This window comes from Streptomyces sp. NBC_01689, assembly GCF_036250675.1.
Classification (GTDB): domain Bacteria; phylum Actinomycetota; class Actinomycetes; order Streptomycetales; family Streptomycetaceae; genus Streptomyces.
On record NZ_CP109592.1, the window covers coordinates 2,874,365 to 2,888,875 of the forward strand.

Consider the following 14,511-nt stretch of genomic DNA (forward strand, 5'->3'; position numbering starts at 1 on the left):
CTTCCACGCGGATGCGCAATAAGCATGAGCGTGCTTCGCAGTGGCCGCGGCCTCTTGTGAAGCGCAAGCGCTCTCCGCTCTCCCCCACCATTCCTCACTCCCGTGTGATATTGGAGCGTTCGCGTGCCTGTCCCGAATATCGATACATCCGGCCCGCTCGCCGCCGACGACCTCGTCATCGCCGTGAACCCGTTCGCCGTCCCGTCGGCACGGGTCACCGCCGCCGCCACGCGCGCCGGTGGTCTGGGCGTGCTGGACCTCACCTCGGGCGGGCGCCGGGCGGCCGGCGAACTCGCGCTCGCCGCGGAATGGTCACCCGGGGGTTTCGGCGTACGGCTCCGGGACACCGGCGCCTTCCCCGCGCGGGATCTCCCCGCCGGTGCGCACACCGTGCTGCTGACCGACGACGCCTCCTGCGCCCCCGCGGACTTCCCCGGCCGACGCGTGCTCGTCGAGGTGACCGGCCACGAGCAGGCGTCACGGGCCGCCGCGGCCGGCGCGGACGGACTGATCGCCCGGGGCCACGAGGCGGGCGGCTCGGTGGGCGAGCTGAGCACCTTCGTCCTGATGCAGCGGCTGCTGGGCGACGACGGGTCAGATCTGCCCGTATGGGCCTGGGGCGGCGCCGGACCGTACACCGCGGCGGCCGTCGTGGCGGGCGGCGGGGCCGGGGTCGTCCTGGACATCCAGCTCGCCCTGCTCGACGAGGCGGAGGCGGGGCTGCCCGCCGGGACCCGGGCCCTGCTGGCCGGACTCGACGGCTCCGAGACCACCGTGGAGGCGGGCCGCCGCGTCGTCCGCCGCCGGGGCGCGCCGGACGGCGCCCCGGCCCCCGAGATCGGTCAGGACGGCTTCCTCGCGGCCCGCTTCCAGGAACGCTGGGGCACCGTCCGCGCGGCCGTGCGCGGCGTACGGGACGCCGTCCTCGACGCCCTGCGGGACGCCGGTCCCGCCCTCGGCGGAACCGGTGCGGGCGGTCGTGCGCTCGGCACCGAACTGCCGTTGGCGCAGGGGCCGATGACCCGGGTCAGTGACCAGGCCGCGTTCGCCGCCGCGGTGAGCGGACACGGCGCGCTCCCCTTCGTCGCGCTCGCGCTCTCCGACGCCGGACAGACCCGCGCCGTCCTGGAGCGGACCAGGGACGCGCTGGGCGACGCGCCGTGGGGCGTCGGCGTCCTGGGGTTCGCGGACGAGGAGATCAAGGCCGCGCAGCTCGCCGTCGTCCGGGAGATCCGTCCCTCCCACGCGATCATCGCGGGCGGCCGTCCCGCGCAGGCCGCCGCGCTGGAGGAGGCGGGCATCGCCACCTTCCTGCACGTGCCGTCCCCGGGCCTGCTGAAGCAGTTCCTCGACGCGGGTGCGCGCAAGTTCGTCTTCGAGGGCGCCGAGTGCGGCGGACACGTCGGACCGCGCAACAGCTTCCCGCTCTGGGAGGCTCAACTCGGCGTGCTGGACGACTTCCTGACGGGGGCGAAGCAGGGCACGGCGGCCGAACTGCGGCTGCTCTTCGCGGGCGGGGTGCACGACGAGCGGTCGTCCGCGATGGTCACCGCCCTCGCCGCACCGCTGAGCGCCCGGGGTGCCTCCGTCGGCGTGCTGATGGGCACGGCCTATCTCTTCACCGAGGAGGCGGTGAGCGCGGGCGCCGTACTGCCGCTCTTCCAGCGTCAGATGGTCGCCGCCGAACGCACGGATCTGCTGGAGACCGCGCCGGGTCACGCCACCCGTTGTGTGCGCAGCCCCTTCACGGACGAGTTCGCGGCCGTCAAGCAGGACCTGGCCGACCGTGCCGTGCCCGGCCGCGAGGCCTGGGAACGACTGGAGCGGCTCAACGTGGGCCGGCTGCGGCTGGCCAGCAAGGGGATCGAGCGGGCCGGGGGCGAACTCCGCGAGGTCGGTGAGGAGAGACAGCTCGCCGAGGGCATGTTCATGGCCGGTGAAGTGGCCGTGCTGCGCTCGGCCGTCACCACCGTCGCCGCCCTGCACGCCTCCGTGACCACCGGGGCCGCCGCCTTCCTGGCGGACCGGCTGGCCGCCCTCGGCCTCGGACGGCCGGCCACCGTGTCCTCCCCCGCACCGCTGGACATCGCCGTCGTCGGAATGGCCTGCATGTTCCCCGGCGCCCCCGACCTCGCCACCTTCTGGGCCAATGTGCTGGCGGGCGAGGACTCCGTCACCGAGGTGCCCGCGACCCGCTGGGACGCCGGCCTCTACCACTCCGCCGACGGCTCCGGCACCGGCGAGAAGACCCCGTCCCGGTGGGGCGGCTTCCTGCCCGCCATCCCCTTCGAGCCGCTGCGGTACGGGATTCCGCCGGCCTCGCTGCCCGCCGTCGAGCCCGTGCAGCTGCTGGCCCTGGAGGCCGCGCGCCGGGCGCTGGAGGACGCCGGTTACGGCAGCCGGCCCTTCGACCGGGCCCGCGCCTCCGTCGTGTTCGGCGCCGAGGCGGGCAGTGACCTGTCCAACGCGATGACCCTCCGCTCCGTACTGCCCTCCTATCTCGGCGCCCTCCCGCCCGCGCTGGACGAGCGGCTGCCACGGCTGACCGAGGACTCCTTCCCCGGCATCCTCGCCAACGTCATCGCCGGCCGGATCGCCAACCGCCTCGACCTGGGCGGCGCCAACTACACCGTGGACGCGGCCTGCGCGTCCTCGCTCACCGCGGTCGACGTGGCGTGCAAGGAACTGACCGCCGGGACGAGCGACCTGGTGCTGTGCGGGGGCGCGGATCTGCACAACGGCATCAACGACTACCTGCTCTTCGCCTCCGCGCACGCCCTGTCGCCCTCCGGGCGTTCCGCGCCCTTCGACAGCTCCGCGGACGGCATCGCCCTCGGCGAGGGGGTCGGCTGCGTCGTCCTCAAACGGCTGGCCGACGCCGAGCGCGACGGCGACCGGGTGTACGCGGTGATCAAGGGCGTCGGCAGCGCGAGCGACGGCCGGGCGCTGGGCCTGACCGCTCCCCGGCCCGAGGGCCAGTACAACGCGCTGACCCGGGCCTACCGCAACGCGGGGGTCTCGCCCGCCGAGGTCGGGCTCGTGGAGGCGCACGGGACCGGGACCGTCGTCGGCGACCGCACCGAACTCGGCTCCCTCACCCGGGTGTTCCAGGAGGCCGGGGCCGAGCCCGGGAGTTGTGCGCTGGGTTCGGTGAAGTCGCAGATCGGTCACACCAAATGCGCCGCCGGGCTGGCCGGACTCATCAAGACCTCGCTGGCCCTGCACACCGGCGTACGGCCTCCGACCCTGCACCTCACCGAACCGAACCCGGCCTGGGACGCGAAAAGCAGCCCGTTCGCCTTCCACACCGAGGCCCGGCCGTGGGCCGCCGCACCGGCCGAACGCGTCGCCGGTGTCAGCGCCTTCGGCTTCGGCGGCACCAACTTCCACGTCGTGCTGCGGGCCCACGAGGACGGCCCCCCGCCCGTCACGGCCGCCCGGCGGTGGCCCGCGGAGCTGTTCACCTTCCGTGGCGCGGATCCGGACGCCGCCCGGCGCGCCGCCGCCGAGCTGCTGGCCCTCGCCGAGGCGGACGCCGGAGCCCACGAGCCCTGGCGGCTGCGGGACCTCGCCCTCGCCGCGTCCCTGCGGGCCGAGGCGGCCGCGCCCCGAGCTCTGCCCGTACGCATCGCGCTGGTCGCCGCCTCCACCGACGAACTGCGCGGTCTGCTCGGGCGGGCGGTGGCGGGCGAACACAGCCCGGACGACGGTCTGTTCACCTCCGGTCCGGAGATCGGCTCGTCCGCGTCGGTCCTGGCGGAGCGCCGCACCACCGACACCTTCGCCGCCCGGGGCCCCGTCGAGACCCCGCGCGCCGCCGGGAGCGGGCCGGGACCGTCCGACGATCCGCGGCTCTTCGGACCGGATGACGCGCGCGTCGCGATGCTCTTCCCCGGACAGGGCAGCCAGCGGCCCGGGATGTTCGCGGAGCTGTTCGTGGCCTTCCCCGAGCTGCAGCGTCATCTCCGGCTCGACCCGGCGACGGCCCGGGTGCTCTTCCCGGCCGCGCCCTTCGACGAGGCGAGCCGCAAGGAACAGCGGGAGCGGATCACCGACACCGCACGCGCGCAGCCCGCCCTCGGCCTGACCTCGCTCGCCGCCGTCCAGCTCCTGAACAGGGCCGGGGTACGCCCGGCGATGGCCGCGGGGCACAGTTACGGAGAGCTGGCGGCGCTCGCCGCGGCGGGTGTCCTCGCGCCGGAGGACCTGCTGCGGGCCAGCCACGACCGCGCCGCCGCGGTCCTGGGCGCCACCGGAAGCGGCGACCCCGGCACCATGGCCGCCGTCACCGCGTCCGAACCGGAGGTCGCGAGCGCCCTGGCCGAGGCGGGCCTCACCGCGACGGTCGTGACGGCGAACCGCAACTCCCCCCGCCAGACCGTGATCTCGGGTCCCACCGAGGACGTGCTCCGCGCGGTGGATCGGCTGCGCGCCCGGGGGCTGAGCGCCCAGCGCATCCCGGTGGCCTGCGCCTTCCACAGCCCCCTGGTCGCGGCCGCGGGCGAACGGTTCGCCGAGTCGCTCGCCGAAGTCCCCCTGCACACACCCGACTTCCCGGTCTGGTCGAACCGCACCGCCGAGCCCTACCCGGTGACCCCCGGGGCGATCCGGGCCGAACTGGCCGCCCAGATCGGCGCACCGGTCCGGTTCGCCGACCAGATCGAGGCGATGTACGAGGCCGGCGCCCGGGTCTTCGTCGAGGCCGGCCCCGGTTCGGTGCTGACCCGGCTGGTGGACGCGGTGCTCGGTGACCGGCCGCACCGCACGATCGCCCTGGAGGACCGCCGCCGCGGCGGACTCCCCGGGTTCCTCTCCGCGCTCGCCCGGCTGGCCGTCGCCGGGGTGGACATCAGGACCGGGTGGCTCTTCCAGGACCGGGACGCGCGCGACGCCGCCCGCGCCACGCGCCCCCGGCGCGCCGCCTGGACGGTGGACGGCCATCTGCTCCGTACCGCGGACGGCGTGATCCCCGCCGCCGCGCTCCACCCCGCCGAGCGCATCCCGGAGGCCCTCATGACCAGCGGCGACACCACCCGCGATCCGGCGGCCGCGACCGGCTCCGAGGCTCTGGTCAGCGAGTTCCTGCGGGCCGGCCGCGAGATGATCGCGGCGCAACGGGACGTGATGCTCGGGTACCTGGGCGCGGTCCCCGGGGCGCGGCCCGCTGCCCCCGCCTCGGCCGCGTACGCCACCGCCCCCGCACCCGCACCCGTCACCTACGCCGACGCCCCCGTCACGGTGACCGCGCTGCCCGCCCCCGCGCCCGTCCCCGAGCCGGCCGGACCGGCGGGGAACTCGGTGCTGTCCGTCGTGCTCCAGGTGATCGGCGAGCGCACCGGCTACCCCGTCGACATGATCGAACCCGGCCTCGACCTCGAAGCCGACCTCAGCGTCGACTCCATCAAAAGAGCCGAGATAGCCGGCGAACTCGCCACCCGCCTCGGACTCACCACCACCGCAACCACCGACGACACCGGCATCGAGGAACTCGCCAAAGCCCGCACCGCCACCGCGCTCACCGCACTGCTGGAACGCGCGACCGGGACACGCACCGCCCGCGCGACCCTGCCGGACCGGGCCCCCGCCGGCCCCGGGGCGGAGGCCTTCCCGGACGCGGGGGCCGTCCTCGCCCTCGTGCTCGAAGTGATCGGCGAGCGCACCGGCTACCCCGTCGACATGATCGAACCCGACCTCGACCTCGAAGCCGACCTCAGCGTCGACTCCATCAAAAGAGCCGAGATAGCCGGCGAACTCGCCACCCGCCTCGGACTCACCACCACCGCAACCACCGACGACACCGGCATCGAGGAACTCGCCAAAGCCCGCACCGCCACCGCGCTCACCGCACTGCTCGCGGGTGTCCGCGGCGAGCCGACCGGTCCCGCGGAGAGCGGCCCGGCCGTCACGGAACCGGTCGTCGCCGGACCCGCCGTCACCGAACCCGTCGTCACGGCGCCCGGACGGCTGGTGATGCGGGAGTACGACCTCGCACCGGCCGAACCGGGGCAGCACACGGACGAGTTGGTGGGGCGAAGATTCCTGCTGCTCGGCCGCGGGCCGCTCGCCGACGCGCTGACCGCACGGCTGACCGCGCACGGCGCCCACGCGGTGACCGCCGAAGAGCCCCCCGCCGGGGCGGAGTTCGACGGTCTCGTCCACCTCGTCGGCCCGGACTCCCCGCCCGTGCTGCCCGAGGCCTACCCCGCGTACCGGCAGGTACTGTCCGGCCGTCCCCGCTGGGTCCTGGCCTCGGGTGCCTCGCCGGGGCTGCGCGGCTTCTTCCGCACCGTCGCGCGCGAGTACCCCGACACCGTGGCCCGGGTCGTCGAGCACGCCCCCGGCACCGCGCCCGAGGACCGCGCCGCGGAACTCGTCGCCGAACTCACCGCTCCCGACCGTGAGCCGGTGGTGCTGCGCGCGCCCGGGGCCCGGCGTGGGCTGCGCATGACCGAGGAGGGGCTCGGACTGCTCGGGAGCACGGGCGCGGGCCCGGCCGGGGACGGTGCGGCCGAGGCCGCCGCGCTCGGCCTCGACGCCACGTCGGTGGTCCTGCTGGTGGGCGGCGCTCGGGGCATCACCGCCCGGTTCGCCGCGACGCTGGCCGCCGCGAGCCGCTGCCGGATCGAGCTGTTCGGCCGGACCGCCCTGACCGACGGCGAGGAGGACCCCTCCGTCGCCGCCGCGCGCGGCACGGACGAACTGCGGGCCGCGCTCATCGCGGGCGGTCTACGCGTCCCCGCCGAGATCGAGCGGGTCACCGGCCGGATCCAGGCGGAGCGCGAGGTGCGCGCCACCCTGCGCGGGCTCGCCGCGCTCGGCTCCGAGGTGCGCTACCGCACCGTGGACGCGCTGGACGGCCACGCCGTGCGCCGGGCCGTCAAGGAGATCCACGCCGAGCACGGCCGGCTCGACGGCGTGGTGTACGCGGCCGGTGTGATCGAGGACAGGCTGATCGCGGAGAAGAGCCCGGCCTCCTGGGACCGGGTGTTCCGTACGAAGGCCGACGGCGCGCGCGAACTGCTCGACGCGGTGGGCGAACTGCCCGACGGCCCACGGTTCGCCGTCCTGTTCGGCAGCATCGCGGCGGTGCTAGGCAACCGCGGTCAGAGCGACTACGCCGCCGCCAACGACGCCCTGGAGTCCCTCGGCGCCGGATGGGCCGCGTCCGGCGCGGGCCGCAGGGGGCTGACCGTCCACTGGGGGCCCTGGGCACCGACCGGCGACGGGAACCACGGGATGGTCACCCCGGAGCTGATGCGGCACTACGCGGGGCGGGGCATCCGGCTCATCGACCCCGAGGAAGGCACGGCCAGCCTGTTGCGCGAGCTGGCGTGGGGTCCCGCGGCCGACACGGCCGTCGTCCACACCGCCTCGGGCTGGTGACCGGCATGACGGACACACGCGCCGAACCCGTCGCCATCGTCGGCATGGCGGTGCTCTTCCCCGGCGCCCCCGACCTCGACACCTACTGGCACAACCTCGTCTCCGGCGTCGACGCGATCACCGAGGTGCCCCCGGGGCGCTGGGACACCGACGAGTACTACGCGCCCGGCGCGGAACCCCGCGCGGACCGGGTCTACTGCCGGCGCGGCGGCTTCGTGGACGAACTGGCCGAGCTGGACGTCACCGAGTTCGGGATCATGCCGGCCGCGGTGCCCGCCACCGAGCCCGACCAGCTCATCGCCCTGCGGGTGGCCGCGCAGGCGCTCGCCGACGCGGGCGGCGCGGACCGGCTGCCCGCCGACCGGCACCGGGTCGGCGTGGTGCTCGGGCGCGGCGGCTACCTCACCCCCGGCCTGGTCCGGCTCGACCAGCGGGTGCGGACCGCGAGCCAGCTGGTCCGCACCCTGGGCGAGCTGCTGCCCGGCCTCACCGGCGACGAACTGGAGGCGGTGCGGGAGGCGTTCACCGACCGGCTCGGCCCGGAGGCACCGGCGTCGTCGATCGGGCTGGTGCCGAACCTCGCCGCGTCCAGGCTGGCCGGGCGGCTCGACCTGCGCGGCCCCGCCTACACCGTGGACGCCGCCTGCGCCTCCTCGCTCATCGCCGTCGACCACGCGGTGCGTGAACTCGGCGGCGGACGCTGCGACGTGATGCTCGCCGGCGGGGTGCACCACTGCCACGACATCACCTTCTGGAGCGTGTTCAGCCAGCTCGGCGCGCTCTCCCCGAGCGAGCGCATCCGGCCCTTCCACAAGGACGCGGACGGGGTGCTGATCGGAGAGGGCACCGGGGTGGTCGTCCTCAAGCGGCTCAGCGACGCCGAGCGCGCGGGCGACCGGGTCTACGCGGTGATCACAGGCACCGGCGTCGCCTCCGACGGCCGGACCAGCAGTCTGATGGCGCCCGACTCGGGCGGCCAGGTCCGGGCGGTGCGCCAGGCCTGGCAGGCCGCCGGGCTCGACCCGGCGGCACCCGGCTCGATCGGGCTCCTGGAGGCGCACGGCACCGCGACCCCGGCCGGCGACGGCACCGAACTCGCCACCCTCGCCGAGGTGTTCGGCCCGCCCCCGGACGAGCGGGCCGCCCCGGGACCGACCGGGGAGGCGCCCGCCGCCGGACCGTCCGCCGTCATCGGCTCGGTGAAGTCGATGATCGGGCACACCATGCCCGCCGCGGGGATCGCCGGGCTGATCAAGGCCGCGCTCGCCGTCCACCACGGGGTGCTGCCGCCGACCCTGCACTGCGACGCACCGCACCCGGCGCTGGCCCGCACCCGGTTCGCGCCCATCGGCGCCGCCCGCCCCTGGCGGACGGACGACCGGCAGCCGGTGCGCCGGGCCGCGGTCAACGCCTTCGGCTTCGGCGGCATCAACGCGCACGTGGTGCTCGAACAGGCGGCGGTCCGCGGGACGGGACCGGCCTTGGAGGTCCACGAGCCGGAACGGGTACTGCGGCTGACCGCGCCGACACCGGCGGCGATGGCCGCGCTGCTCGACCGGTCCGACTCCGCGCTGCTCGCCCTCGGTCTCGACGAGCGGGCCGCCGCGCCCGGCGCCGATCCGGTGCGGCTCGCCGTGGTCGGGCCCACCGCGAAGCGGCTGGCACTGGCCCGCAAGGCGGTCGCCAAGGGCAAGGGCTGGCGGGGCCGCAACGACGTGTGGTTCGCGCCCCGGCCGCTGCTGGGCCCGGGCGGCGGCCGGCTCGCGTTCGTCTTCCCCGGCCTGGAGGCCGAGTTCGTGCCCAACTCCGGTGACATCGCCGCCCACTTCGGACTTCCCTGGTCCGCCGCCGTCACCGACGCGACGGTCGGGCACGTGGGCCGGCAGGGCACCGGGGTCTTCGAGCTCGGGCGGCTCCTGGACGCGGCGCTGCGCCGGCTCGGTGTGGTGCCGGACGCCCTCGCCGGGCACAGCCTGGGCGAGTGGACCGCGATGGCCGTCGCCGGGATCCATCCGCCCGACGAGGTCGACGCCTTCCTCGACGGTTTCGACCCGGACGCCCTCACCGTGCCCGGGCTGGCGTTCGCCGCGATCGGCGCCCCCGCCGGTCAGGTGCTCGCGGAACTGGCCGGCCGTACGGATGTGGTGCTCTCGCACGACAACGCCCCCAACCAGTCGATGATCTGCGGCCCGGAACCCGCCGTCGCGGCGCTCGTCGGCGTCTTCCGCTCCCGGGCGGTGGTCTCGCAGATCCTGCCGTTCCGCTCCGGGTTCCACACCCCGATGCTGGAGCCCTACCTCGACCCGATCAGGAAGGCGTCCGAGGCTTACACCCTGCGCCCGGCCGCGCTGCCGCTGTGGTCGGCGACGACCGTCGCCCCGTACCCGGACGAACCGGCCGCGATCCGCGAGCTGTTCGTCCGCCACCTGCTCGAACCGGTCCGCTTCCGGCCGCTGGTGGACACCATGTACGCGGCGGGCTTCCGCGCCTTCGTCCAGCTCGGTGCCGGACAGCTCGGCTCCCTCATCGCCGACACCCTGCACGGGCGCGACCATCTGGTGGTCCCCGCGCACTCCCCGCACCGCTCGGGTCTGTCCCAACTCCACCGGGTGGTCAGCGCGTTGTGGGCGGAGGGCGCGACGCCCGATCTCGCCCCGCTGCTCGGCGGGCCGCCGGAGGCCGTCCCCGCACCGGCCCGCACCGGCCGGCGGCCGGCGCGGCCGGTACGACTGGACCTCGGCGGTGCGAACGTCTCACTGGACGCGGCGACCCGCGACCGGGTGGCCGCCGCGCTGGCCCGGCACCACACCCCGGCCGCGACGCCCGCGGAACTCGGCGCGCTGAACGAACACGGCGTGCTCGGGGCCGAGTTGTCGGCGCTGTTGCGGGACGCGACGGCGCTCGCCTCGGAGGTGGTGACGGCGGGCCGCGTGGCCCGGTACCCGTCCGCGTCGGCCGCCCGGGACGCCGGTGTCCCCGCCCCTCGTACGCCCGCCCCGCCCCCGGGACCGCGGCCGCTCGAAGCGACCCTGCACGTCTCCGTGGAGAGCATGCCGTACCTGCTGGACCACTGCTTCTTCCGGCAGCCCGCGCACGCCGACCCGGCCGACCGGTGGCCGGTGGTGCCCGGCACCACCGTGATCGCCCATCTCATGGAGTACGCCGAGCGGGCCGCGCCCGGCCGGCGCGCCGTCGCCGTCCACGACGTGCGGCTGCACCAGTGGATCACGGCCGTGCCGCCGGTCGACATCCCCGTACGGGTCGTCCCCGAGGGACCGGACCGGGTGGCCGCCTCGCTCGGCCCCTACGCCCAGGCCCGCGTCGAACTCGCCCCGGAACACGGACTGTTCCCTCCCGCGCGGCCCTGGACCTTTCCGGCGGCGGAGGAGGAGAGGCCCGAGCTCACCGCCGCCGAGCTCTACACCCGCCGCTGGATGTTCCACGGTCCCCTCTTCCAGGGCCTGGCCGAACTGACCGCGGTCGGGGACCGGCACGTACGCGGAGTGCTCGTCACTCCGCCCGCGCCCGGCGCCCTGCTGGACAACGTGGGACAGCTCCTCGGCTACTGGATCATGTCCCGACTGCCGGTGCGCACCACGGTGTTCCCGGTGGGCATGCGGGAGATCCGCTTCCACGGCCCGCATCCGGCCGCCGGCGAGCGGCTGGAGTGCCTCGTCCGGATCACCTCCGTCACCGACAGCGGCCTCGAAGCCGATATGCAGCTCGTCCACCGGGGCAGGGTGTGGGCCGAGTTCAGCGGCTGGCAGGACCGGCGCTTCGACAGCAACCCGTGGATCCGCGCGGTGGACCGGGAGCCCGAGCGGTACACGCTGTCACGGATGCGGCCCGGCGGCTGGGCCCTGCTCCACGAGGAGTGGCCCGATCTGGCCACCCGCGAGCTGATCATGCGGAACATTCTCGCGGGCGAGGAGCGCCGGCAGTACGGGGCGCACCCCCCGCGCGGCCGGCGGCAGTGGCTGCTCGGCCGGATCGCCGTCAAGGACGCGGTGCGTCACCTGCTCTGGGACCGGGGCGCGGGCCCCCTGTATCCCGCCGAGATCCGGGTGTCGAACGAGCCGAGCGGCCGGCCGCGGGTGAACGGCGGTTACGGCAGGACACTGCCCGCGCTGCACGTCTCGATCGCCCACCGCGGGACCACGGCCGTCGCGATGGCGAGGACCGACGGGCCCTGCGGGATCGACATCGAGGAAGTGACCGACCGCCCCGCCGCCACCCTCGCCGTCGCCCTCGGCGCCCGCGAGCGAGCGCTGCTCGGGACGCTCGTCCGGCGGACGGCGGCCGGTGCCGGGCGCGAGCACGACGCCGGAGGCGGGTGCGGGGGCGGCCACGGACCCGACACCCGGCACGAGGACGGACCCGGTGCCGGGCACGGCTCCGTCGCCGGGCAGGAGTCCGGTACCGGTTCCGCGTCCGGCGCGGAGCGGCTCTGGTTCACCCGTTTCTGGGCCGCCAAGGAGGCCGTCGCGAAGGCGCGCGGCACCGGACTCGGCGGCGAGCCCCAACGGTTCGAGGTCACCGCGGCGGACGACACCCGCCTGACCGTCCGCGTCGCGGGCGAGGACCACCGCGTACGGCACTGCGCGCTGACCGCCCCCCAGCCGTCGACAGGACCCGGCACCGAGTACGTCGTGGCCTGGACGGCCGTCAACGACCAGGAGAGCGAAGATGACCACTGACCTCGAAGGCCCCGGAACGGACCCCCGGTCGGCACCGGCACCGGCCCCGGACGCGGCGACCGTCCTCGCGGACCTCTCGGCCATCCTGCGCGTCGTACTGGAGGAGTACGGGCTCGACGACTTCGAGATCACCATGGAGACGTCCTTCCACGACGACCTGGAGCTGGAGAGCATCGACCTGGTCACGCTCTCCGCCCAGCTGCGCGAGTTCTACGGCGAGCGCGTCAACTTCGCCGCGTTCATCGCCGACCGCGGGCTGGAGGAGATCATCGGTCTGACCGTCGGTGATCTCGTCGGCCATGTGGTGGACACGCTCGCCGTCGCGGAGGTGCGCTGACCGTGACGACGCTCCGGGTGAACGGCATCGACGTCCACGTCCAGCGGCTGGGTCACGACCCCCGCGTCCCGCGTCCGGTCGTGGTGCTCATCCACGGCCTGCTCATCGACAGCCTCGCCAGCTACTACTTCAGCCTCGCGCCGCGGCTGGCCGAGGAGGGCATGGACGTCGTCATGTACGACCTGCGCGGCCACGGCAGGACCACCCGTCCGGCGACCGGCTACCGGATGGAGGACTTCGTGCGCGACCTCGACGAACTGCTCGACGCACTGGGGGTCGACGTCCCGGTGCGGCTGGTCGGCAACTCCTTCGGCGGTGCCGTCGCGTACGCCATGGCCGCCGCGCATCCCGGACGGGTCGCCGGGGTCGTCGCGATCGAGGCCGAACCGCCGGCCCGGGCCTGGGCGGACAACATGTACGAGGGCCTCGTCGGGGAGCAGGGCGGCCAGGTCGTCCGCGAGGTCACCGAGTGGCTGCGGGAGAACCCGGGCGAGCGCAACGCCCGGCCGTTCCGGGCGGCGGGCAGGGTGCTCGACGAGACCGCGCTGGCCCGGGAGATCCCGCTCAGCGCCCTCCTCGACGAGGACCTGTCCGCGATCCGCTGCCCGGTCCTCGCCGTCTTCGGCGGCGCGTCCCGGCTCAGCGCGCAGACCGGGACGCTGGAGGCCGCGCTCGCCGACTGCCGCACGGTCGTGCTGCCCGACCGCGGCCACTCGGTGCTGGTGGAGGCCACCGAGGAGACGTACGTCCTCGTCCGCGACTGGCTGCTGGACCAGCAGGCGCACACCCTGCGGGAGGCCCGGTAGATGGGCAGGTTCCTGTTCGTGGTGCCGCCGCTGGTCGGGCACGTGAACCCCGCCGTCGGCACCGCGGCGGCGCTCACGGCCCGCGGCCACGAGGTCGCCTGGGCCGGCCACCCGGATCTGGTCCGGAAGCTCGCGGGCGCCGACGCCGTCGTCCACCCGTGCGCGCTCCCCGGCGACGTGCCGCCCCGGCCCGCCGGTCTGAAGGGCCCCGCGGCCTTCCGTTTTCTCTGGGAGAGCTTCCTCGTCCCGCTGGCCGACGCCATGGCCCCCGGGGTGCGCGCGGCGATCGGCGGCTTCGACCCGGACGTCGTCGTCTGCGACCAGCAGGCGGTGGCGGGTGCGCTGGTCGCCGAGTCGCTCGGGCGGACCTGGGTGACGTCGGCGACCACCTCCGCCGAACTGGTCGATCCGCTGGCCGCCATGCCCAAGGTGGCCGCCTGGCTGGACGGGCTGCTCGCGGACCTGCGGGACCGGGTCGGGGGCGTCGAGGGCAGGGCCGACCCCCGGTTCTCGCCGTACGGCGTGCTCGCGTACACCACGCGCGCGCTGCTCGGTCCGGTCGGACTCCCGGACGGGGTCCGGCTGGTGGGTCCCTCCGTCACCGCCCGGCCGGCGGGCGACGACGACTTCCCCTGGGAGTGGCTGGACGCCTCGGCGCTGCCCACCGTCCTGGTCAGTCTCGGCACCGCCAACAACGAGGCCGGGGCCCGTTTCCTGAACGCGGCCGCGCGGGCGCTGGCTGCCCTGGGCGACCGGGTACGGACCGTCCTCGTCGACCCCGCCGGAGTCGTCGATCCCGGCGCGTTCGTGGGTTCCGGGGAACGCCAGGGTCCCGGGGGACACGGCGGGCCAAGCGGACTCGTCGGTCCCGGCGGACTCGTCGGTCCTCGCAGACCGGCCGGGGCCGGGGGCGGGCTTCCCGGGCATCTCCTCGTACGCCCGCACGTGCCCCAGCTCGCCCTGCTGGAGAGGATCGACGCGGTCGTCTGCCATGCCGGTCACAACACCGTGTGCGAGGCGCTGTGGCACGGTGTCCCGCTGGTCGTGGCACCGATCCGGGACGACCAGCCGATCGTCGCCGGCCAGGTCGTGGCGGCGGGTGCCGGGGTACGGCTGCGGTTCGGCAGGGCCGACGCCGCGAGGATCGGCGCCGCCGTGGAGGCGGTGCTCGACCCGGCGGGAGGTCACCGCAAAGCGGCCGAGGCCGTCGGGGAGTCCTTCCGGGCGGCGGGCGGCGGCGAGTCCGCCGCGGACCATCTCGTGTCCCTGGCGCACTCCCGCGGCTGAC

5 protein-coding genes are annotated in these 14,511 nt (G+C 75.4%); all 5 read left to right on the forward strand.

Annotated features, from left to right (window positions below; genetic code table 11):
- Window positions 1-123: 123 nt before the first annotated feature.
- Genes OG776_RS12220 through OG776_RS12240 form a run of 5 tightly spaced genes read left to right on the forward strand, consistent with a single transcriptional unit; the run spans window position 124 to window position 14,510 of the window.
- Complete coding sequence (locus tag OG776_RS12220) at window positions 124-7,383, forward strand: SDR family NAD(P)-dependent oxidoreductase (RefSeq protein ID WP_329320591.1); 7,260 nt, start codon at window positions 124-126, stop codon at window positions 7,381-7,383.
- Window positions 7,384-7,388: 5 nt separating this feature from the next.
- Window positions 7,389-12,080 carry a polyketide synthase gene (locus OG776_RS12225; protein WP_329320594.1) on the forward strand — a complete coding sequence of 1,564 codons (4,692 nt, stop codon included), beginning with the start codon at window positions 7,389-7,391 and terminating at the stop codon, window positions 12,078-12,080.
- Window positions 12,070-12,417, forward strand: a complete 348-nt coding sequence (locus OG776_RS12230; protein WP_148013142.1) for an acyl carrier protein — start codon at window positions 12,070-12,072, stop codon at window positions 12,415-12,417. Before OG776_RS12225 ends, OG776_RS12230 begins: the two co-directional genes overlap by 11 nt.
- 2 nt (window positions 12,418-12,419) lie before the next feature.
- Complete coding sequence (locus OG776_RS12235; RefSeq protein WP_148013143.1) at window positions 12,420-13,223, forward strand: alpha/beta fold hydrolase; 804 nt, start codon at window positions 12,420-12,422, stop codon at window positions 13,221-13,223.
- Window positions 13,224-14,510 carry a glycosyltransferase gene (locus tag OG776_RS12240; RefSeq protein WP_148013144.1) on the forward strand — a complete coding sequence of 429 codons (1,287 nt, stop codon included), beginning with the start codon at window positions 13,224-13,226 and terminating at the stop codon, window positions 14,508-14,510.
- Window position 14,511 lies beyond the last annotated feature (1 nt).

Bases quoted from the DNA above. Each gene is read 5' to 3' on its own strand.
- OG776_RS12225 (WP_329320594.1), top strand. From the start codon at position 7,389: ATGACGGACACACGCGCCGAACCCGTCGCCATCGTCGGCATGGCGGTG.
- OG776_RS12240 (WP_148013144.1), top strand. From the start codon at position 13,224: ATGGGCAGGTTCCTGTTCGTGGTGCCGCCGCTGGTCGGGCACGTGAAC.
- OG776_RS12230 (WP_148013142.1), top strand. From the start codon at position 12,070: ATGACCACTGACCTCGAAGGCCCCGGAACGGACCCCCGGTCGGCACCG.